Origin of the sequence: Denitrovibrio acetiphilus DSM 12809 (genome assembly GCF_000025725.1) — a bacterium.
GTDB lineage: Bacteria > Chrysiogenota > Deferribacteres > Deferribacterales > Geovibrionaceae > Denitrovibrio > Denitrovibrio acetiphilus.
This window is the reverse complement of record NC_013943.1, coordinates 772,131-792,434: the sequence shown is the minus strand read 5'-3', so window position 1 is coordinate 792,434 and position 20,304 is coordinate 772,131. Positions and strand designations below refer to the sequence as shown.

Genomic DNA, 20,304 nt, shown 5'->3' with positions numbered 1-20,304 from the left:
TTAATTAATATTGCAGAACTGTAAATTAATGTAAACATATAGCGGTTATCTTTGCAGAAATTTACGGGCTTTTTGCGCTTTTTTTATATATTATGCTGTTATGAACAAAAATAGCAAAATACTTGTCATCGATGATGACGTTGAACTTTGTGAACTGCTTAGCGAATATCTCGAAGCTGAAGGTTTCTCTATAAAAGCTGTGCATAACGGTAAAGAGGGAGCGAGCACTGTCATTGACAGTGACTTTGACTTGATAATACTCGATGTCATGCTGCCGGGAATGGGTGGGTTCGATGTGCTGAAAACTATCCGGTCGGTCAAGATGACGCCTATACTGATGCTCACTGCCAAAGGCGATGACATAGACAAGATACTCGGGCTGGAAATAGGTGCGGATGACTATCTGCCTAAACCGTATAACCCGAGAGAACTCCTAGCGAGAATCAAAGCAATACTCCGGAGATATACCAGTCCTCACTACTCAGAAAAAGCACAGGAGCTTACCGGCGGAAACTTCGTGCTGGACACAGGTAAACTCACAGCAAGCTACAGAGGCTTTCCCCTCGGATTAACAGTAGTTGAATTCAATATCCTTGAAATGCTGCTCATTAATATAGGCAGGGTTGTCACAAGGGAAGAGATAGCACTGAAAGTTCTGGGTAGAGAATTATCATCATTTGACCGCAGTATAGACGTACACATAAGCAATATCAGAAAGAAAGCATCTGATACCGACATAATCAAAAGTATCAGAGGGGCGGGTTATCAGCTCATTCCGGAGAATGATTAATGAAAATGCCCTCACGAAGTATTTACTTCAAAGTTTTCTTCGGACTCTGGATAACACTTATGGTGTTTGCACTTACTCCTCTTTTCCTTTTTCTGCTTGGCAGTCAGGACAACAGGGAGACATTTTCCAACCTCACCAAAAAACAAACAGCAAAAGAGCTTTACAGCGAAATCAAACAAGCCGCACATGAAAACAGCATAAACCAGCTCTTAAGCCTGATAAATGAAGCAGAAAAAAAGCTCGGTTCCAGCATATATATCTTTAAAGACAACAACATGTCTGAGCTTCAAAATAGAAAATATCCGGAAGGCACAAGAAAACTTATTAAAGAGATGCACGACGGCAAGGTCGTACTTATTAAACGTTTTTCAGAAGATCCGGCAGATATGCGGTTGATAAAGGTTGTTAAAGCAGGGGACTTTATACTGATAAGCTATCCTGAAGACACAGACACTCATCTCTCTATTCTGCCAATTTTGTCTTATCACCTTCATATACTCATACACATATTTCTTCTGGCTGCGATAGCCAGCTTTGTTATAGTAAGGTACTTTGTAAAACCACTGCTGACAATAAGTCAGGCATCACAGAAAATTGCAGAAGGGGACTTTTCCGTGAGAGTTTCTCATCAGGTCAAGTCAAAAGACGAAATAGGCAAACTTGCAAAAGATTTCGACCTTATGGCAGGAAAACTCGAGCAAAACAGGCAAAATCAGGAAACAATCCTGCGTAATATCTCACATGAGTTACGCTCACCGCTGACACGACTCAGGCTGTCACTGGAACTTGCCAGAACCAAATCAGACAAAAAAATATATCCTGCACTGGACAGAATAGAAAAGGAATCTGAACGCCTTAATGAAATGATAGGCAAACTCCTTGAAATATCCAGAATAAAAGGCTCCGATGACATCCGCATGGAGATACTCAAAATCGAGACTATAATTAAACCTGTACTGAGAGACTGCGGGTTTGAAGCTGAGAATACCGGTAAAAAACTGAATGTACATTATCTCCCGGACGTAAAAATAAAAGGAAACACAGAGCTTATAACGAGCGCTGTGGAGAATATTGTCAGAAACGCTATCAAATACTCTGAACATACAGTAAATATAGATATTACAGAAAATGCAAAAGCAGTTGTTCTGAGAATCAGCGACGATGGCTCCGGAGTAAAAGAGGAACACCTGGAGAGCATATTCACCCCATTTTACCGTGTGCAGGACGACAGAGACCGAAAAACAGGCGGCACAGGCTTAGGACTTGCAATAGCGAAAGCAATAATTGACGCTCACTCGGGAGAGATAACAGCTTTTAACAATGGAAACAACGGTCTTACTGTCGAGATCACTCTTCCGTCAAACTAGCCGTCAGTTTACAGGAAATGAGATTATAAAACGCGCACCGAAGTCTGCATTCTCTGCTCGTATAGTTCCGTTATAATGATCCTCTACGATCTTTTTAGACATATACAATCCAAGACCTGTTCCGTCATCTTTTTCTGTGAAATCCGGCTCAAATATCTGATCCAGAATTTCCGGTTGTATGCCTGGTCCGTTATCACTGAACTCAATACGAATTAACTCTCCGTCAAATGCCAGATTAACTCTGATCTCTTTTTCTTCCTGTTCCAGATTCATCAGTGCTTCTCTGGAGTTTTGAATCAGATTCATTATGACCTGCTTGAATTCATTTGAGTTACCGTAAAGTGTTATATCACAATGCTTATGGGCATCTTCACAATTTGATGGATCACATAAAGTTTCACGCTTTCCGCATGAACAGCTCAAAATGTAATTGATGTTATAATATTTCAGATACCCGCTGCTGAGCTCAAAAGCGCCGCAAACAGATAACGCAACACTGAACTCTCTGTCCATGCGCTCATTGCGGTAGAACATACGAAAACCATCAATAGTGGCAGACATATGCTGAACGAGCTCCAGCCCATGTCCCACCCACTTCTGCTCATCTTTTCTGCCGGACGAATCTTCAATATTCTGCAAAATAATACTGATCCCGTTAAGAGGCTGTTTCAGCTGGTGGGTGATTGCGCCCAACATTTCACCGAGAGCCGCATATTTTGATTGTAGAATCATCATATTCTCTTTTTCCAGAATAGTTTTCTTAGCATTAAAAAGCGTGATATAACGCCATAGAACAACTAGCAAAAGCACTATCGTAAACACAAAAACCACAGCCTTCATCTGCTCCCAGTTTATAGCCTCCGGTGCTTCATAAATGAATCCGCTCAGGTCACGGGTTCGCCCGACAACTCCTATCCCCATGAGCATATCTGCTATCTGCTCCCACCTCTCGCTGCTCTGAAACCCCAGCGGCACAAGGTCATATTGTGTTAGCTCCTGTATAATATTTGCTTCATAACGCAGATGTGCTTTTGTTTTGGGGGAATTATATACATTTTTAATAACATCTATCGCCTCTTCTGTATGTGCGAGGGCGTACTTCCACCCTCTGATGCTTGCCTGCTTAAAAGCTTCCACATCTTCGGGGTAGTCAAAAATCATCTGGGAAGTAGTAAAAAGAATATCACCGTAGAATTTTACGCCATAATCGAAAGGGTCAATAATATTTGTCTTAACATTCTTACTCTCCAGTTCGTAAGGTTCGTTGCTTCTGTATCCATTAAAGACCTCGGTTCTTCCGTCTATAATATCCTGTATTTCAAAAGAGGACGGCTGTCTGATTATTTTGTTCAGCATCCCATATTTTTTCAAAAGAGAGACAAGCTCAAGGCTGCTCATATCGTCAAGCAGCATAACTTTCCTGCCTTCCATGTCCCATATTGTCTCAATACCCGAATCAGCTTTTGTTATAAACACCAATGGACTTTTCTGAAATATCGCAGCCACTGAAACCAGTGGGTATCCGTCGAAATAATTCAGCACAACACCGGAAGTTGTTATACCGAAATCAGCGTTGTTACTAAGCACTTCATTTATAGGAGTAGAATCTTTTTTAACAGGAAGGATTTCAACATCAAGCCCTGCTTCCGCATAAAAGCCTTTTTCCAGAGCCATATAGTAACCAGCAAACTGAAACTGGTGGTGCCACACTAGCTGAAGGCGATATGTACGGTCTGCTGCGATAGAGCATAAAAAAAACGTGAAGAAGATAAATATAATTAAACAGCATTTTTTACAAATCATTCACACCTCATGACAATTACAGTATATCACCGGCAAATGATTTCATCATGTTAATTTTATTAAGAAAATTATTTCATATTGACAATAATCATAATATCACATTCGCTTTCTGAATAGTGTTCCCACATCCTGTTTTAGCAGAGCTGCAACCGCTCCAAGAACAATAACGCTTCCAGGAAGCCACTCCCAACCTATAACAGAAGGATTTTCCCGGAACACTATAAACATAGAAACAAATGGAATCATATAGCTGTACGCTGTCACAGTGGCAGGGGTCAGAACTCCAGTTGCACTCTGCTGAAGCCAGAAGGTCAGCCCGCTCGAAAAAATACCAAGATAAACTACCAGCACTAAATCAATTATGTTCATATTGAGCAGGTCTGCCGGCGACTCAAAAATGAATCCAGCCAATGCCATAATAATGCTGCCGAGAAATAAACTCCAGAATGTTCGGACAAGTGCAACGCCTGAAAGCCACCCCCTGTTTATACCCAGCTTACTTAAAACCGGGTACAGAGCAGAAGCTATGCAGCCCAGAAAAAATATAAATTCCCCTATCCCGAAATGAAAGCCGTCTGAGCCACCTCCTGCGTCTGCAAGAGCCAGCCAGAAAGCACCACCAGCACCAGCCATAAGCATGAGAAGAAGAGAAAGATTCCTCTTTTCCACCATAACAAACCTGCCAAAGATGTAAGCAATTAAAGGAACACTGAGATATAAGGTCGACATGGCGATAGAACTCGCTTTATGGGCTGACCAGAACATCCCGCAGAAAAAACCTGCCAGACACAAAGCCATAAGTGCGTATAACAGGAACCCTTTCAGATCAGGAATCACTCCTTTTTTGTTAAACAGAAACGGTACAAGCGCAAAAATGGCGACGATAAAACGTATTGAAGTGAGAAACATGGGCGGCAACCCCTCTGTCAGGATCCCCACAGCAGGAAATGACAACCCTACTATCAGCGCCCACAAAAACATATTAAGATGTGCAAAAAGCATTTTGCGTTCGATATCGCTCATATCAATTATTCTCCATATTTATCAATAAAATTCTAAGGCTTTTTGTCAGGCTTAATCTGGTCTCATCATCCAGAGGTTTTTCAAGCAAACGCAAAACCTCAAGATATTCCCCGAGGGCATCATCCAGAGATTTTCGTCCTTCATCTGTCAGCCTTATCAATATGCTCCGCCTGTCCTGCGGATTCGCTACCCTGTATATCCTGCCCGCTGCCTCAAGTCTGTCCAGTCGATTTGTCATAGCACCGGAACTCAGCACAATTGAGTTCCGCAACTCATTAGGTGTCAGCCCTTCAGGTTTGTCGTTGCGATAAAGAGTAGCCATCAGATCAAAGTCCCCGTCGTGCAGACCGTGCTTCTGAAAGACTTGTGTAATCTCATGCTGTATAAGCTTGTTTATGCGTAAAATTCTGGTAAAAACCGCCATCGGAGAGGTGTCTGTTTCAGGTAAAATCTCTTGCCATTGCCTTAATATTGTATCAACATGATCATATTGTTTTTTACTCACATATATCTCCATATCAATTATCTTTATATCAAGATACTTTACACACAAATAATATTAATATCAAATCATCTCTTTTAGCAATTGCACTGCTCGCAGTTAAGATATTGCAAACATTATAAAGAAAGTTATAATATCTTTTTTATAAAAACATAAATTTTCTGAAGGCATTCAGCATTCGCTCGGTTAACATAATCAATAATTTCAACTTTTAAATTTCTATCGTCATCCACATGACCATAGTCCATAAGTTCTGCTATCGGTATGTTTAGAGCACTTGCAATATCATTCAGAAGTGCTGCCGAGACATTTGACTCCCCTCTTTCTACTTCTCCAAGATATTTAGAGCTTATGTTCGCTTTTTCTGCCAGAGTTTCCTGAGAAAAGTTTTTACTTCTTCTCACCTCTCTTATGCGACGCCCTAATTTCACAATAAATTTTGCCATAGTATCACCTTTAGATAATAAAAGTAGGTGACTTTTCCTTAAACAAAACCCTCTCTAGGTGAGATTAGTATTTTAATATGGAACCATATGTGCTATATGTGGGAACAATATAACATATAGTTATTATTACTTAACCCGGAACAAGGGCAGCGGCGATCAAAGATATCTCAGCTTATACTTGTATATTTCTTTGTTCACCCCAAGTAACTAATTGTTTAGCAGGGGTAAGGTAGTGAAAGCAAAAGATTACCATACTAATAAAAATAGCGATTTTAAAATATTGTATGTAGAAGATGAACCAGTAGCTAATCTGCTGGTTACCAAATTTCTGAAAAGAGTATACCCTAATGTTTACTCTGAATACAACGGCTTAGATGCTTTCGCCAGATACAAGGAGATAAAACCAGACCTGGTGATAACTGACCTGAACATGCCTGTTATGTGTGGCTGCATTCTCATCAGAAATATAAGAGAAATAGACAGAGAGACCCCTATAATAGTCACATCTGCGAATCAGGAGGTATTTGACCTAAAAATTGACCTGGTCAAAAAACCTGTGAATCTCAGTATCCTCATGAGTAAAGTCAAAGCTATCGCGTCAAATACCTATGACTTCTGCTCAGACATTGACATAGAATATCAGCTCTACGAAATCACCCACTAAATGCTAAAATCACCTGCCAATAAACCAAAAAACACAAACAGAATAATAAACATACATGGTGCGATACAGACATAAAAAAGGCGGTGAGTTACCTCATCGCCTTGCGTTATTAGTATATGAAATGCCCGGGACGGGAATCGAACCCGTACAAGATTATATCTCGAGGGATTTTAAGGTAAATGTGTGTATTCTAAATTATTAATAGGATTGATAATTAGCTAAAACTCAAGAATGTACCAAATCCTGTTTTCTAAGATTTATCTAACAATATAAATAAGTTACACCTGTAGAATTTGACTTTTTGTACCACGTTGGATTATTGTGTTTATGAGGAGTATTTCAATTTAGAACAAAAATCGTTCCATTTTATCCATTGCCTGTTAAGTTTGAAAAGCATTATGATGTAATAAATGAAATAATAAATTTAAGCAGGTGTATTATGAGTGACGCGTGGATAGGCGTTATCGGCGCACTAGGTGGTGCAAGTATTGGTATTGCTGGACAATGGTTTATGTCATGGAGAAATCATAAAAGAGAATTAAGAAAAATTGCTTTTGAAGAAAAGACACGAGTAATTTTCAAGTTAATTCAAGCTATGGCAGATTTAAACCACAAAATAGCTAAAATTAATAACATGGAATATGCTGAACCGGATGCGGAATCCTATAATAAAGTGATCACAGAATATCAGGCTGTTGTATTAAGCGCAAGTGTCGTACTTTCAGATGATTTGTATGAAAAGGCTGCAAGATATGCTAATGAAAGAACAAATGAACTTCACCACGAAATAAGTAAACTGTGCAGAGATGAATTGAATTTATAAATTTCATATTAATGTCTATACTAAATAATTTAGAACAATAACCATTCTGAATTGCTTTAACTCAAACATTAATTCGAAGTTCATCTAGGGGCTGTTCACATTTATTTTAACCATATGATTACAGCCACCAATGTTACCATTGCCTCATAGTTTCTTGCAAGTTTTTCATATCTTGTGGCAATTCGCCGGAATTCTTTCATTCGCTGAAAGAGCCTTTCAACCAGATTGCGCTCTTTATACAAATGCTTGTCATATTTCCGTTGTTCTAATCTATTACATTTAGGCGGGATAACTGCAACAGCACCAGCCTGTATTATTGAAGACACAAAAGCATTGGAATCGTACCCTCTGTCAGCAATCACATAAGCAGGTGAAAATCCTGCGATGAGATTATCTGCCTGAGCGTATTCCGACTCCTGTCCTCCCGTAAGGATAAACCTTACAGGGTTGCCATGTGAATCCACAGATGCATGAATCTTAGTACTCAGACCGCCTCTGGAACGCCCTTGGCATTCTTGGTTTTGGCAGTTTTTTTTGATGCACCATGTTGATGAACCCTTACAATACTGCCGTCTACCATAAGGTACTCAAGGTCTGCATCTCCAGACAGCTCTGCAAATACTTTCTGCCAAACATCCTTTTTAGCCCATCTGTCATAACGTACGTATACACTATGCCATTTGCCAAAGCAGGGGTGCATGTCACGCCAAGGACTACCTGTTCTGGCTATCCATAAGACTGCTTCTACAAAAAGACGGTTATCTTTAGCTGTTACTCCGCTGTCGCTCTTTTTTCCGGGGAGCATATCTTTGATGCGTTCCCATTGTTCATCTGATAATTGAGCTCTATACATAAAATACTCCAATTATTTCATTGGAATATATATCGGCATTAATTTAAATGTGAACAGCCCCTAGATAAACAACATTTTTTATATTTTTTACCGCTACCACAAGGGCATGGTTCATTCCTACCAGTCTTTTGTTTTTCTTTAGTATTATGCTTGTCTCAATTTATTAAATTTAAGTTCGATAAAGACATTGATCTAAAATTCATGGAATCTGAATAAACATGCGAAATCCGGAGTTGATTGGACAGTCAATCCGGTTTTAATTGGACACCATTTCCGGAATTGATTGGACACTCAATCCGTAATTAACTGGACAGTGAATCCGGAAATGACTGGACACTTAAGTGCAACAGCCGGATTTGTATTTGTGTCCTGTTTTATCATTTGAATTGAATTTTACGTTAATCTTCCGAGCCTATAGAATCTGTCTCAAAAACAGGAGAGACAGATGCGACGACGCAAGAAAGGAAGGTTAACAATGAAATATCTTCGTGAAGTAATCCGCCTTTACAATCTGGGCGGTCTCAGCAACCGTCAGATAGCCAAAGCCTGCAATGTATCACCAACGACAGCAGGCGGATGCATCAACAAGTACATAGATTCAGGCATACCTTATGAAACATTTGCCGAGCTTCCGGACGAGAAGCTTGAGTCAATCTTTTACCCCAAAGAACCAGATCAGCCAGTATACTCCCGCCCAATGCCGGATATGGAGTACCTTTGCAAAGAGCTTAAGCGCAAAGGGGTGACTCTTCAGCTTCTCTGGGAAGAGTATATTCGTGAGAATCCCGGAGGCTACAGCCGTTCCCAGTTCTCTTACCACTATCAGCAGTGGAGTAAAAAGATTAATCCGACGATGCGGTTTAATCATAAAGCAGGCGAGAAGGTATTTGTAGACTTCTCCGGTTACAAGCCTGAGATCGTAAATCCAATAACAGGCGAGGTGACATCAGTAGATCTCTTTGTAGCGACCTTAGGAGCAAGTTCATACACCTATGCGGTATGTGTTCCTGACCAGACGAAAGAGTTCTGGATAGAAGCCCATGTAAAGATGTTCGATTTCTTCGGCGGCGTTCCTGAATGCATAGTGCCGGATAATCTTAAGTCTGGAGTAACGTCCCCATGCTTTTACGATCCTGATATAAATCCCGGTTACGCAGACATGGCGGCGCATTACGGCATCGCAGTTGTCCCCGCAAGACCAGGTAAACCAAAGGATAAGGGTAAAGTAGAGAACGGCGTACTTAACGTTCAGCGCCGTATCCTTGCTGTACTCCGTAACCGCACATTCAACAGCATACAGGAACTCAACAGCGCAGTGGCGGAAGAGCTTGTAAATCTTAACGACAGACCCATGCAGCACATGAAGTCATCCCGCAGACAGCTGTTCAAAGAATTAGACCAGCCTGCACTGAAACCTCTCCCATTTGAAAGATTCGAACAGTACAGCTGGAAAAAAGCCAAGGTGAATTTCAACTATCATGTGCAGATTGGAGATGCTCACTACAGTGTCCCATGGCGACTTATGGGCGAAACTGTAGATATCAAATACAACAGCAGGATAGTTCAGATACTGCATAAGAATAAATGTATAGCATCACACCCTCGGTCTTTTAAGCGTGGATACTATGCTACCTCTGCCGCCCACATGCCGCCCAATCATCAGTTCGTCGCCTCAGGCTGGACACCAGAGAGAATGAACAAATGGGCGTCAAAGACAGCCGGAGTGTACACCGCCAAAGCAATAGATGCCATTATAGACAGCAGGCAGTTTCCGGAACAGGCTTACAAGAGCTGTATGGGTGTTATTAAGCTTTCGAAGTATTACCCGCCGGAAAGACTTGAGAAGGCATGCCGTATGGTTCTGGAGAGCGGCACTGTCAGATATAACAGCATTAAGTCTATCCTTGAAAAAGGTCTGGATAAAATACACTACCTTGAAGGAGAACCAAGAAAGAATCTTGTCCATGAGAATATCAGGGGCAATGAGTACTACCGTATAAAAGGAGATGATTGAATATGGAACTAACGGAAATGATGACACAGCTCAGACTTAAAGGATTCATTCAGGCGTATGAGCTACAGCGCAAGATGCTGGAGGTGGATGAGCTCAGTTTCGATGAGAGGCTGAGAATCCTTCTGGAACATGAGTCTCTGTACAGGGAAGACAGACAGCTCAGCCTGCTTCTAAAGAAAGCTAAACTCAGGTATACTGGTGCTTGCATAGAGGACATTCGGTACAGGAACGGCAGGAACATTACAAAGCAGATGATGCTGGAGCTTGGCAAGAATGATTGGGTTCGCAAACACAGGAATATCATAATCACCGGAGCCTCTGGAGTTGGGAAGACTTATATCGCCTGCGCTCTCGGCAACAGCGCATGCCGAAACGGAATAAAGTCCCTCTATGTCAGACTTCCGAGGCTCCTTCAGGAGCTTAAGGTGGCAAGAACAGATGGTTCTTACGTAAAGGTGCTTACTCAGCTGTCCAAGGTAAACGTACTGATAGTTGACGACTGGGGGCTTGATACTCTCAACGACCATGAGAGGAAGGACTTCCTTGAGGTCATGGAAGACCGCTACTCCGCTAGGTCCACTATTATCGCTACTCAGATACCTGTTGATAAATGGCATGACATCATAGGTGATCACACTATCGCTGACGCCATATGTGACAGGCTTGTGCATAACGCCGAACACTTACAGCTTACTGGCGAGTCGCTCAGGAAAGAGAAAGAGCAGAGCTCTGTTAACATGAAAAATGAATAGAGTTACCACTGAAAGCTTGACCAAAGATGGACATTTAGATATTTAAGAGGAGTAGGAAGGAGCGTGTAAATAAAAGTGTGTAAACGTCGTATGTGTTAAACTAACATGCGAGGTTTATGATGAAATTAGACAAGGACAAACTGAAAGAACTGCTTGCTGAAAGCGATGTAAAAACCACAGAAGACCTTCAGGTGTTTATGCGTGACATGATGAAAGAAGTCATAGAAACGCTCTACGAAGGTGAGCTTGAAGCCCATTTAGGCTATAAGAAACATGAACCGAACGTAAGTGACGGCAACAGCCGTAACGGTCGTTCTTCCAAGAAAGTACAATCACAAATGGGCGAAATGGAACTCGAAGTACCCCGTGATCGCCTATCAACCTTTTCGCCTGAAATAGTCAAGAAACGCCAGACAGATATATCAGGCATTGAAGCTAAAGTAATTTCCATGTATGCCAAGGGTATGAGTAACCGTGACATCAAAGAGCACATCTTTGATATCTACGGTCATGAGCTATCGCCGGAGACAGTCAGCGTTATTACAGACAAGATTCTCCCACAGGCTAAAGAATGGCAGAACAGAGCCTTGGAAGAGATATACGCCATCGTCTTTATGGACGGCATGGTTTTAAAGATGCGTGTGGACGGAGCTGTTCGCAACGTCACTATCTACTTTGTGATCGGCATCAGCATGGAAGGTCATAAATCCTGTCTGGGGCTATATCTTGCCGAGACAGAATCCGCTAAATACTGGCTGACAGTTATGAACGAGCTAAAGAACCGTGGAGTACAGGATATTCTTATCTTTGCCGTAGACAACCTCAAGGGCATCTCAGAAGCTATAACAGCCGCTTTTCCACAGTCTGAGATTCAGAAATGCGTAGTCCATCAGATACGCAACTCTCTCCGCTTTGTGCCCTGGAAGGAGCGTAAGACTGTGGCTGCTGACCTCAAGAAAATCTATGCCGCAGCGACCGAGGAACAAGCCAGAGCTGAGCTGGATGCCTTTGCTGAGAAGTGGGACAGCAAATATCCTAACATCTCGAAATCATGGCGGAACAACTGGACTGAGCTTTCTACGTATTTCAAATATTCCAAGGAGCTCAGGAAACTGATTTATACCACGAATCCGGTTGAGAGCTTCCATTCTGCCATCAGGAAATCGACTAAAGGAAAGGGAGCCTTCCCGACGGAAGACTCCCTTGTAAAGCTCTTATATTTAGCTATTTTAGGTATCGAAAAGAAATGGACTATGCCAATCAGGGATTGGGGTGTAATATACTCACAGCTATATATCAACTATGAAGACAGAATTACGACTTTACACAGTTAATATGACAGGCTCGTAGGAAGATTAACTGAATTCAAACTGACCAATCAAAACCGGAATCACTGTCCAGTCATTTCCGGATTCAGTGTCCAATTACACCGGAATACGCATAAACATATGGATACTCTAAAGTAATACAAAATCTGATATTCAAATTTTCATCAATACATGCTCCATAATAATCATGCAATTTTTGTTTGTACTTTCTTTTTTCACAATGGTTTTTCAAGAGTTTTAGAGCTTCTTTATCGCTTCCATTATTACAGTGAATTGTTAAGCCAAATAAATCATTCGCTATTGTAAAATCATGCTGCTGACCTGTTTTCTTTGTGTCTTTAGCCATATTTTCAATATAGCCACTTAATTCTAAAACAGAGTCTTCACTTAAACCGAGAAGCGTTTCGCCGAACTTAATAATGGCAGGATCATCATTATACTTAATCTGGGAAATCAGTTTACTAAAAGGCGTGTCTTTTAACCTTGTCAAGATGCCTTCTGGAGTCTCTTTTGCAGGCGCACCTGTACGCCTCACTAGCATTGCAATATCTAATCCTGTGCAATGTCGTCATCCAAGGACATACAATCATATTTTTCTGAAAAATACAGATTATGTTGTAGATGGTAACTTAGGATAGTATGTTCATGGGTTGCTCTTAAAGATTTTATGTATCGTAAGCGTTTTTTAAGAAAATCCATGAAGTACAAAGGGTCATTTAAAAACTCACACAGTATATCAAAAAAGAAGATATCCAAAACATAGGGAGGATGTATAATGTTGCTCGTTTCATACTTTAGAAAATGTGCTGACTGAACACTAATGGCTGGGTAGTGAGAAGAAGTTGAGCAAATAATGAAAATATCATTAATCTTGTGCTTTATTTCGACTCTATTTTTTTCAGAGTCTAGCAGGTAGTTCTTATTCTCAAGCAACGCTTTAGCACAAATCAGACCTTGATCGTAAGCATCCTGAACAGCTTTTTTAAAATCCCCTCTTAAAGTATTATCATTGCATTTCTGAGCCGCTAAAGTTAAGCCCTTTGATTTCGTCTGCACAATAAATATTCTGTCAGAATATTGAACTAATATGTCTATTTCACCTAGCCTATTACTTGGGGAGGAATATATATCGATATTTTTATAAACATTATTAATCCCAAATATTTCAGATAGCTTATTAAACACAAATTCTTCGGCAAAACGACCTCTATTTTCGACAGCAATATTTGTGTAACCCGTGTCTCGCATCATCCAGTAAAAAGGCGATTCATAAATAGCCTGATAAAGTGATGTGCTATCCAAGCTGAGATACTCATGAGAACTAATTTGTATTATAGGCTTTGCTTGAATAACGTTATAATCGTTTAACTCACTAAACAAATTATTCCTTTCTGTATCATCTACAGAAAATAACTTCATAAAACTTTGAACGATATTTTTGTCTAACTCAGATTGCTTAGCAATTTCAGAAAGGTTGAACTTAAAAAGATTTATTAGAAAATTTCCATCAGTTAAAACTTTTGATGATTTAGTTTTATCTGAGCGAGTGGAATTAATGTTTTCTAAAACTCTATCAGAAATTGCTTTACAAATTGTCACACAATCTTGAATAGATACCCCATAAGTTTTCTGAAGCCAATCATTATCATTCTTGTATTTCTCAATAGCAAACTCATGAAACTGAAAATTGTGTGCTGACATGCCACAGTAAAAGATGACTTCACGGAAGAAACTGTTAGGAAACTCATCTGGTGTTCTTACAGGAATCGCTTCACTTTGAGAGTTACTAAATAACTCATCACGAATAGTCAGTCCCATTGAATCGTGTAATTCTTTTAAAAGCTCTTCTGTTTGATCGATGTATGATTGTACTGTTACAGGTTTTACTTCTTGAGTATTAATTCCGTTTTTTATCGCAAATCCCAAGATAGTCTTAATTTCTGTATCAATTAGATTTTTACGTGAATAACGGTCAGATACCTCATTGGAGCCAATTTCTTCTGAATAAAAAATGTATCCGGTCATTAAACAAAAGTGTGCAACAGCATTTAGATAACCATCTTGAACACATAGTTCCTTTAATTCGGCTATTATCTGTTCCTCAGTCCGCATATATTCACCTATCAATTTAGAACAAAAATCGTTCTGAATTGCTTTGAGATGAGTTATTTTATAGCTTTGAGATTTAAGCTATTTGACAATAACAAAGTTTCCATCTTTTTCTTTTATTGAGATAATCCTGATTTCACCGTATCCAAAAGTTCCTTGTGTTACATGATATGATTCAAATAGTAGAATGTCTTCTATTCCATCGTTATCAAAATCAGCTCGCATGACTTCCGTCAGTGATTGTCTGAGCCCAGCATGTTCAATTGTAATGCTATGCGATGTTGTGGATATCACTTTTGCCTCACCCCTCTTTATCATGTCACTATAGGTTTCACGATATATTGGTCTTGAAGAATTTTCTGCAATCCAAGGGAAAAAGTTAAATGATAGCAAATTGGTATCAAGAATACTTTTTTTGGGTTCAGAGATATAAGAAGTGAGTGGTAATCTTGCATCTTGTATAGCTTTTAATAGTCCACATTTTTGTTCTAGGTGAGTGGTGCGTGCCATATCATAAGTAGTAAACGGATAGAATCCATTCTCTAATGCTTTAAAATAGTCATTGCATGTTTGAATTACATATTCCTCTTTTTTTCCATCTTTAGTTCGGAATAATTTATCAATTGTATCAAGAGGCATATTTAACAACTCATTTATTTCATTTTTACTAACTTTATTAAAAACTACTTTGTTCTTGAATTCCAATTCCACTAATATGTTAAAAGCATCATTTGGTTTGCTGTCAAATAAAGTTATTAGTTCGTTCATTTTTTGTTCGGTAATTATGTCCCTTTCAAATGCTTGTTTAATAGACATGATAAATTTACTTCTCGATGCCATTTCCTGTAGTTTTTTAATATTATTTTCAATGATTGGTTTTTTCTCAATTGCGAGATTAATAAAGAAAGGTGTCGATATTAACGTCTTATTACCTTTTGTTAGATTTGCGCTAGGATGGGAGGGCAATAGGTTCTCATAACCGAAAATATCAAAATCATTTGGTAAACCAAAATTTCTGATAATCTTATCTAATTCATTTTTGTTTTGGGCTATTGATTCAGGGATTATGTGCTCTATGTGAAAATTATCAATTTCTAACTGTCTACCAGTATAAGCACATTTTCGATTATATGCAGTCCAAATCGCTTCTCTTTCGAAGCTAGTAAACACTTGCTTAGACATTATTAGTACGCCTCTTTAACATGTGGCATGCTATATTAACAAAACAGGAAAGACCAGACAAGTATGTATCGTTACTATAAAATATTTTTAATAAAGAAATAAATCTTCTGGATGGTTTCTGAACTGGCACTGTTGATGTATTTTGTGACCTCTTTTTTAAAAGTTCGCTGTTATATTTGTGGTCGTGTTGTATTAGCTCTGAAATTGACACATTAAGAGCAACAGAAATATCGTTCAGTAACACGGCTGAAATACTGCGTGTCTTACTGAATATCTGATAAAAGCTGTATTATTGTTATATCCAACCCTACGGCAAGTTTTTCAAGGGTCGATAATGTTGGCGATGAAGGGCTTTGCCCTTCTAATTTCTGAAGATACTTATAATCAATACCTGACTTTTCTGCCAGTTCTTCCTGAGTCATGTTCCTTTCAGTTCGTAACTGTCTAAGTTTTTTCCCAAATTTTAAATTGATATTATCCATTTACAAATATTGCGTTAAAGTTTACACTTTAAACACCGCATATATACGGTGAGGCTGTATAGTATTGATAAATGATTAATCCTATAAGGTCTAACTATTACAATCATTTAACGGAGGTTTTATAGTGAAGAGATATTTTTTAATAATTATGGCATTATTTTTACTAACCGCTTGTGGCGGTGGCGGTTCATCTTCCAGTTCATCAAATTCAGACTCAACTACTGCTGATGTGGCTGGCAAGGTAATTGATGGTTACATAGAAGGTGCAACAATCTATTATGACCTGAACTACAACGGTGAGCTTGATGATGGTGAACCATCGGTTGTTTCTGGAGAAGGTGGACTCTTTAACCTGACTTTTGAAGATGAAACACAGAAAGCATGTGCTTGGAACTCGCCACTCGTGGTTGATGTTCCTGTCGGTGCTGTTGACCTAGAGAACGGTACAGTAACAGAAGCATATCAGATGTTCAGAGCACCTAACTTTGGCGGAACAACTGAGGAAACAACAGCTCATATCACACCTTTAACATCTGTTCTCTGGACTAAGGTTCAGAGTATGATATTTCAGGAATATGGCGCAGATGTAACATGTGACTATTTCTCAGCGAACCCATCAGCGGTTCAGGACATTCTTCTGCTCATGGATGAAACAGTGCAGAACGTGTCTCAGACACTTGGGCTTACAGAAGAAGAACTCTATTCCGACTATGTAGAAGAACAGAATGCTGTCGCTCATGACCTTGCAGGAGACATTGTACCTATCCTTGCCAAGTCTCTTGAGGACACGCTTGCTCTCAAAGCTCAGTACGGTGACACAAACTTTGTCATGGTTCAATACTATCAGGGCAGTGAAATCGACAACGAAAATGCTTATCCAGATGCTTGGTACAAGGACGTAATCGTGTTCACTAACGAGAGAACAATCTATGAACTCACTAAAGTAGATGATGATCTTGAAACAGAAATCAGACCAATATCTTACAGCGAAAGAGTGAGGCAGAATCCAGACTCGAACACAGAGGTTTATACATTCACTACTTTTGAATCAAGGCTCGGTGATGATTCCGATTATACATGTCAGAGTTCAGAGGGTTACATCTATGCTGATGAAGATATTCTGAATGACATTGCCGGAACTCAGAACATGTACGAGATTATAAACATGGTGAATAAATCGTCTGCTGATTTTGACGGCTGTGCTGTCGATGATTTTGAGCTTGAGGCAACAACAAGGAATATCATTACAAGAATTGATTCCGTCTCAGAGCAAAATACAGAAACAGCACCATTCGGTCTTTCAGGCTGGTTCAATTTCTCAGATAACTACGGGACTCTGGATTACAATGAACTCATCGGCTATGCCAGTTCTTTATAATCACTAAATCTACAAAGGGGATAATACAATGAAATTTATGCTCAAAATCTTACTGCTTGCCTCTATGACATTCTTAGTTGCATGTGGGAACAATACTCCTAAATGTTCAGATCAGGAAACCCAAAATCTAGTTCTTGAAATTGTACAAGAACATTTAGATCAACAAGCAAAGGAATCAATGGGATTTCTTGACATATCATCAGTCAAATACAAAATTGAAAGCATAAGAACTACAAACTACAACAAACAGGTTGATTCCTATGAATGTGCGGCTGATTTGAAATTTGAAGGGTATCCATTAGCAGAGAGTAGCTCAATCACGTACACAGTGGAATCTACTGATGATGGCAAGAGCTTTTATGTAAGCGTTTCAGGCTTGGAATAATCAAATATCTTGAAAGGAGTCTTCTGGTAGGAGGCTCCTTTTCAGTTTATGAGGATTTTCTTTCTGTAACTGAATTTTAGCTTACGGGTACATATATTGAATAAGTGGGAGCCCACTCTTTCTTCTTGTGTTAAGAGATGATTGCTTTGTCAACGCCGGTGATAAAGTACGCCAAACGCCGGTGAATTTTTACTCCACTTTATAATAATGCTATTCTCTCCTTTCATAAAGGAGGGAACATGCTGAATAAAGAGGTGTATTTCATGATTCACACATTACAGCGGCAGGGATATTCCCAGCGAGAGATTGAGCGTATGACAGGTATCAGCAGAAAGACAATTTCAAAGTATCTTAACCTTAGTGACTTTCCAGAGAAGAAAGCCTATCCGGTACGTTTCAGTAAGCTTGACCCTTTCAAGGATTATCTGAACAAACGGATAACCAGCGCACTGCCATACAAGATACCGGCGACAGTCCTTATCAGAGAGATTAAAGAGATGGGGTATGACGGCGGAATAACTATCCTTAAAGACTATATCCAGAAAGTCAGACCCAAACCAGTGGAAGAAGAGCTTGTACGGTTTGAGACAGCGCCAGGTCATCAGATGCAGATAGATTTCGCAACAGTCAAGAGCGGTAATAAAAAGCTCCATGTCTTTGTAGCCGAACTAGCTTACTGTCGCAGAAGCTATACAGAGTTCATCACCGATGAGAAAGTAGATACCTTTGTAAACTGCCACATAAAAGCTTTCAACTACTTCGGCGGAGTGCCTAAAGAAATCCTTTACGATAACGCCAAAGCAGTTGTTATACAGCGTGACTTCTATGGAACCGGAAGCCATAAGTTCCAGGACATGTTTTTTGATATGTGTCGCCACTATGGCACCATACCCCGCCTGTGCAAACCATATAGGGCAAAAACTAAAGGCAAGGTTGAGCGCTTCATAAATTATATGAAGCACAGTTTTTATTACCCTGAGTATACGAAGCTCAGAATGAATGGCCTTATAATGGATATGGACACTGCAAACATACGGGTAACTCACTGGAATGAAGAGATTGCCGATCAGAGAATACACGGCACTACTGGTAAGAAACCGATAGACATGTTTCAGGAAGAGAAAGAACACCTGATGCCTCTTGCTGCTCCTTACACGGGCACATATCCGGCAAGAGCAACAACTATAGCAGAAGAGCCGGAAATCAGCTTAGAAGTGCCTGAAATAGATGTTCAATCAAGCTCTCTTGATATGTACGACTCTCTTATTCCTACAGGTGCTTTATGAACCTAGATATAGATAGAATCAGAGACAAGTGCGCACAGCTGAGGCTTCATGGTCTTGAGACTGAGTTTCCTCATATCTCAGAGGCAGCAGTCAAGGAAGAGCTCAGTTATACAGCATACCTTGAGAAGCTTCTTGATACAGAGATTACAGTAAAAGACACAAGAAGTAAAACGACGATGCTCCGTATGGCTGGTTTGCCTGCAGTAAAGACCCTTGACGACTTTGACTTTAAACATGCATCCGGTGTCTCTAAAGTACAGATGCAGGAGCTGTCAAGCCTGACGTTCGTGCCCCGAGCGGAGAACGTAGTCTTCCTCGGGCCTAGTGGCGTAGGAAAGACTCATCTTGCTGCGGCTCTTGGTTATCTGGGTACTCAGCATAAGATGAAGGTTAAGTTTATAACCGCTACAGATCTTCTTATGCAGCTTGATATTGCAAAAAGGCAGGATAAATACCAAACCTATCTGAAGCGGAATATCATGAATCCCAGCATTCTTATCATCGATGAAGTTGGCTATATCCCTATGAATGAGGACAATGGTAATCACTTCTTCAATGTCATCAGTAAGAGATATGAGAGGAGCTCTATAGTTATTACTTCTAATTTGCCTTTCAGTCAGTGGGAAAGCATCTTCGCCGGCAATAAGGCGCTGACTGCGGCGACGGTGGACAGGTTGCTACACCACAGCCACATTGTTAATATTACTGGTGAGAGCTACCGGCTGAAGGAGAAACGGAAGTCTGGACTTATGAAAATAACGACGGATTAGTGGCGTAATTATTCGCCGGCGAATGGCGTAAAAATTCATCGGCGTTGACAGCTTAGAAACAAATAGGTGAATTCTGCTCTTATCTTCATAGAAAGTACTTATATGGTTTTGTAAATAATCAGTTGGAATCTTGTATAATCTGAAATCATTTTCTGTTTTATCTAAAGCACCAGCGAGGATAAAATAATCTTCATATTTTATATATTTCGTGTTTATGGTGAACCACCAACCTCCAATCGTTGTCTTCTTTATATACTCATAGAATCGGCTTGTACCCCTTTTGAAGTTTATTAATTCTGGATAATTATTTTGAAGATAATACTTACAATTCATGCGGATTGTGCTTC

The 20,304-nt window shown here is 39.8% G+C and carries 20 protein-coding genes and 1 pseudogene; 11 read left to right on the top strand and 10 right to left on the bottom strand.

The features are described from left to right. Positions 1-100: 100 nt before the first annotated feature. Entirely contained in the window at positions 101-790 is a 690-nt protein-coding gene (locus DACET_RS03920; protein WP_013010091.1) for a response regulator transcription factor, read from the top strand. Beyond that, complete coding sequence (locus DACET_RS03915; protein WP_013010090.1) at positions 790-2,157, top strand: ATP-binding protein; 1,368 nt, start codon at positions 790-792, stop codon at positions 2,155-2,157. Before DACET_RS03920 ends, DACET_RS03915 begins: the two co-directional genes overlap by 1 nt. Before the next feature lie 3 nt (positions 2,158-2,160). Here DACET_RS03915 and DACET_RS15385 read toward each other — a convergent pair whose 3' ends face one another. The 4 genes from DACET_RS15385 to DACET_RS03895 form a co-directional block, all read right to left on the bottom strand. Beyond that, positions 2,161-3,960 carry an ABC transporter substrate-binding protein gene (locus tag DACET_RS15385; RefSeq protein WP_013010089.1) on the bottom strand — a complete coding sequence of 600 codons (1,800 nt, stop codon included), beginning with the start codon at positions 3,958-3,960 and terminating at the stop codon, positions 2,161-2,163. A 96-nt stretch (positions 3,961-4,056) separates the two neighbouring features. Next, positions 4,057-4,983: a DMT family transporter gene (locus tag DACET_RS03905; RefSeq protein WP_013010088.1), complete on the bottom strand. Its 927-nt coding sequence runs from the start codon at positions 4,981-4,983 to the stop codon at positions 4,057-4,059. Between the two features lies 1 nt (position 4,984). Continuing rightward, positions 4,985-5,488 (bottom strand): MarR family winged helix-turn-helix transcriptional regulator, encoded by a 504-nt coding sequence (locus DACET_RS03900; protein WP_013010087.1) that lies wholly within the window; start codon positions 5,486-5,488, stop codon positions 4,985-4,987. 125 nt (positions 5,489-5,613) lie between these two features. Beyond that, positions 5,614-5,931: a helix-turn-helix domain-containing protein gene (locus DACET_RS03895; RefSeq protein ID WP_013010086.1), complete on the bottom strand. Its 318-nt coding sequence runs from the start codon at positions 5,929-5,931 to the stop codon at positions 5,614-5,616. Positions 5,932-6,163: 232 nt separating this feature from the next. Here DACET_RS03895 and DACET_RS03890 point away from each other — a divergent pair, with 232 nt between their 5' ends. Together DACET_RS03890 and DACET_RS03885 are read left to right on the top strand one after the other, a co-directional pair. Next, positions 6,164-6,595 (top strand): response regulator, encoded by a 432-nt coding sequence (locus DACET_RS03890; RefSeq protein ID WP_013010085.1) that lies wholly within the window; start codon positions 6,164-6,166, stop codon positions 6,593-6,595. A 439-nt stretch (positions 6,596-7,034) separates the two neighbouring features. Next, positions 7,035-7,418, top strand: coding sequence for a hypothetical protein (locus DACET_RS03885; RefSeq protein ID WP_013010084.1), 384 nt, complete (start codon positions 7,035-7,037; stop codon positions 7,416-7,418). Between the two features lie 101 nt (positions 7,419-7,519). Here the strand turns inward: DACET_RS03885 and DACET_RS15940 are convergent. Continuing rightward, positions 7,520-8,271, bottom strand: a protein-coding gene (locus DACET_RS15940) for an IS5 family transposase (protein ID WP_211204088.1) whose coding sequence is annotated in 2 segments (ribosomal slippage) — positions 7,520-7,956 and positions 7,956-8,271 — 753 coding nt in all. Because the reading frame shifts where the segments join, the coding sequence is not laid out codon by codon here. 38 nt (positions 8,272-8,309) lie between these two features. Further along, a pseudogene (locus tag DACET_RS16715) lies at positions 8,310-8,411 on the bottom strand (SEC-C metal-binding domain-containing protein); the annotation flags it as partial. A 305-nt stretch (positions 8,412-8,716) separates the two neighbouring features. Here DACET_RS16715 and istA (DACET_RS03870) point away from each other — a divergent pair. The 3 genes from istA (DACET_RS03870) (at position 8,717) to DACET_RS03860 (ending at position 12,371) form a co-directional block, all read left to right on the top strand. Continuing rightward, positions 8,717-10,285 carry an IS21 family transposase gene (istA, locus tag DACET_RS03870; protein ID WP_013010083.1) on the top strand — a complete coding sequence of 523 codons (1,569 nt, stop codon included), beginning with the start codon at positions 8,717-8,719 and terminating at the stop codon, positions 10,283-10,285. 2 nt (positions 10,286-10,287) lie between these two features. Further along, complete coding sequence (gene istB, locus DACET_RS03865; RefSeq protein WP_013010082.1) at positions 10,288-11,037, top strand: IS21-like element helper ATPase IstB; 750 nt, start codon at positions 10,288-10,290, stop codon at positions 11,035-11,037. Between the two features lie 119 nt (positions 11,038-11,156). Next, positions 11,157-12,371: an IS256 family transposase gene (locus tag DACET_RS03860; protein ID WP_013009968.1), complete on the top strand. Its 1,215-nt coding sequence runs from the start codon at positions 11,157-11,159 to the stop codon at positions 12,369-12,371. A 79-nt stretch (positions 12,372-12,450) separates the two neighbouring features. Here the strand turns inward: DACET_RS03860 and DACET_RS03855 are convergent, their stop codons facing one another. The 4 genes from DACET_RS03855 to DACET_RS03845 all read right to left on the bottom strand — a co-directional run bounded on the left by DACET_RS03855 (position 12,451) and on the right by DACET_RS03845 (position 16,138). After that, the gene (locus tag DACET_RS03855; RefSeq protein WP_169304178.1) at positions 12,451-12,900 is read right to left on the bottom strand and encodes a hypothetical protein; all 450 of its coding nucleotides are present in this window, start codon (positions 12,898-12,900) and stop codon (positions 12,451-12,453) included. Positions 12,901-12,914: 14 nt separating this feature from the next. Next, complete coding sequence (locus tag DACET_RS15380; protein ID WP_052293499.1) at positions 12,915-14,477, bottom strand: nuclease-related domain-containing protein; 1,563 nt, start codon at positions 14,475-14,477, stop codon at positions 12,915-12,917. 78 nt (positions 14,478-14,555) lie between these two features. After that, entirely contained in the window at positions 14,556-15,656 is a 1,101-nt protein-coding gene (locus tag DACET_RS03850) for an HNH endonuclease family protein (protein WP_013010081.1), read from the bottom strand. Positions 15,657-15,919: 263 nt separating this feature from the next. Beyond that, complete coding sequence (locus DACET_RS03845) at positions 15,920-16,138, bottom strand: helix-turn-helix domain-containing protein (RefSeq protein WP_013010080.1); 219 nt, start codon at positions 16,136-16,138, stop codon at positions 15,920-15,922. A gap of 148 nt (positions 16,139-16,286) precedes the next feature. Here DACET_RS03845 and DACET_RS03840 point away from each other — a divergent pair, with 148 nt between their 5' ends. The 4 genes from DACET_RS03840 (at position 16,287) to istB (DACET_RS03825) (ending at position 19,957) form a co-directional block, all read left to right on the top strand. Beyond that, on the top strand, positions 16,287-17,516 hold the full coding sequence (locus DACET_RS03840) for a hypothetical protein (RefSeq protein ID WP_211204100.1): 1,230 nt from the start codon (positions 16,287-16,289) through the stop codon (positions 17,514-17,516). A 28-nt stretch (positions 17,517-17,544) separates the two neighbouring features. Continuing rightward, entirely contained in the window at positions 17,545-17,901 is a 357-nt protein-coding gene (locus DACET_RS03835) for a hypothetical protein (protein ID WP_013010078.1), read from the top strand. A gap of 239 nt (positions 17,902-18,140) precedes the next feature. Further along, positions 18,141-19,187, top strand: a complete 1,047-nt coding sequence (gene istA, locus DACET_RS03830; protein ID WP_013010077.1) for an IS21 family transposase — start codon at positions 18,141-18,143, stop codon at positions 19,185-19,187. Continuing rightward, a complete protein-coding gene (istB, locus tag DACET_RS03825; RefSeq protein ID WP_013010076.1) occupies positions 19,184-19,957 on the top strand; it encodes an IS21-like element helper ATPase IstB in 774 nt (257 codons plus the stop codon). The genes istA (DACET_RS03830) and istB (DACET_RS03825) overlap by 4 nt, the downstream gene beginning before the upstream one ends. Positions 19,958-20,304: the final 347 nt, after the last annotated feature.